The following is a 1,944-nucleotide window of genomic DNA, read 5'->3' on the forward strand; positions in this document are numbered from 1 at the left end:
ACATAATGTATGCAATATTTATCTTTTTATTTTTTGAAAATTCGTAACAATTATACGCTTAAATGCCAGCTTCCTCCAAGGGTCTGTTAAGCTCCTTTGTTCCCGGCAGCACAAAACGGCCCCTTTCTATGACAGGGATTCTCACGCCGTCTCTTGTCACTGCCGTCAGCTCTCCCAGCTCGTCGTAGGGTATGGTAATATCCGTATGACAGTTAAAATAGGCCTGTTCCGGCTTTGTTGTCCTAAGGCTTGACACCTCGTTGTCCCTGGCCGCAATTTCCTTCCCGTCCGGATTATATACCTTGATTTCCTCCGCGTGGGAATAGCAGGTGTCTCCCACCGCAAAATGGGGCCCCGTTTTTTCTGCAATCAATATGGGAAATTTCTCCTCCACACCGTATTTTTTTGCAGCCACATAGGCTCTGGTGTTTGTGCCGATGGCAAATTCTCCCATGGGAAGACTTTCGTGGCGGCACAGCACATTTTCCCACACGAAGGCCCGGTTTTCCTCCTCATCCTCGAAGTTTCTGCAGGTATATTCTCTGACCATGCCGTCCTGGAAGGTCAGCGTCAGATCCCGGTATTCCAGTCCATTTAAAAACACCCTGCTCACATGCAGAATCCCATCTGTTCCCTTTAAGACGGGCGAGGTAAACACTTCCCCCACAGGAATGTTCACATCCGCCACACAATTCTCAAAGATAGTCTCCGTCTCAGGATTTTTCAGCTTATGAAGGTTCACCCGAAGGGACGTGCGGTTCCCATTCATTCCCTTGATCTCACAGAAATCCGCCCTGTCCAGGGCATTGATCATGGTCTGCTGAATATCCCGGTAAAGCTGATAATCCAGAGTGTTGATACGAATGATCTCCTCAAACAGCTCCGGGAAACAGGGGCCGATCTGGGGCACAGGAAAAGCAATTATAGTGAAGCTCCTCTCCTCCTCCAGAATATATTCCCGCTGCAGCTGCCCGGCCCTTGTCCGGTAATCCACCCATAGACGGTTCTGCTCCTTCGTCATGCGGGTACATTCCGGTTTGTTTACAGGTTCAAAGGATGCCTCTCCAAAGGTCTCCACCACAGCAGGCCCGGCATATAAAAGGGCCTCCGCTTTGTATTTTTCAAAGGCCGTCCTGGATACCTCCAGCCTGCGGTTTACATAATTTTTATCCAGGAAAAGCGCTCTGTCATCCTTGTGGTCAAAATCGCACTGCCTGTTGACGGCGCCGCCAAAAAATCCGGTCTTGTACAGGGAGGGATTGTACAAAATACTGTACGCCGCCCGATAAATCACCGGCTCCAGACCCATTTTTTCAAAATTTTCAATGGCCCTTTTCATCATGCGCTCAAAGCCAAGCTGATACCGAAGCTCCACTGTTTTCTTTTTTGACAGATTCTTTCCGGTCACCTCAAATCCCATCCGATACCCTTCCGTATAGGTATCGGCCATGATATTTATAGTCTCCTGTGGAAGTCCTGCCAGAAAACGAGCCATGGTCAGCTCATTTTCCCCCACATATTCCCCGTATGCAAAAAGATACCGTACATCAGACAAGTCTCCATTTCGGATAATGCCCGCCGCAAAGTTATGGTCCGGCGCCAAAAGCTCCCTGGTTCTGTTTTCCGCCGCCAGATCGGCATAATCGCTGACAAACCAATAGAGAATCTCATGGATGTCCTCATAGGAGGGCAGTTTTTCATTCTCCTGCCATTCATAGACAAAGGCTGCATAAACCTCTGCAAAAAGCTCCAGACGAATCACCGCCTCCAAAAGCCTTTCCTCGTAAAGAAAGCCGATGAGACTGCGCATTTCAACATATAAAAAGGAAAGGGCCGCTCCCATCTCCTTTCCCAGCCTTTTTACAGCATAAGCGGGATTTGCATAGCTTTTCTCATAATTTTCCTGCAAAATATCCCGGTACAGCGCATGGTTGCGCTCCGTTA

1 protein-coding gene is annotated in these 1,944 nt (G+C 48.6%); it reads right to left on the reverse strand.

Annotated features, from left to right (window positions below; genetic code table 11):
- Window positions 1-58: 58 nt before the first annotated feature.
- On the reverse strand, window positions 59-1,944 hold a 1,886-nt coding region (locus AC1WIP_RS15240), incomplete at its 5' end, for an aminopeptidase (RefSeq protein WP_481142625.1).

Source organism: Acetatifactor sp., from assembly GCF_982438285.1.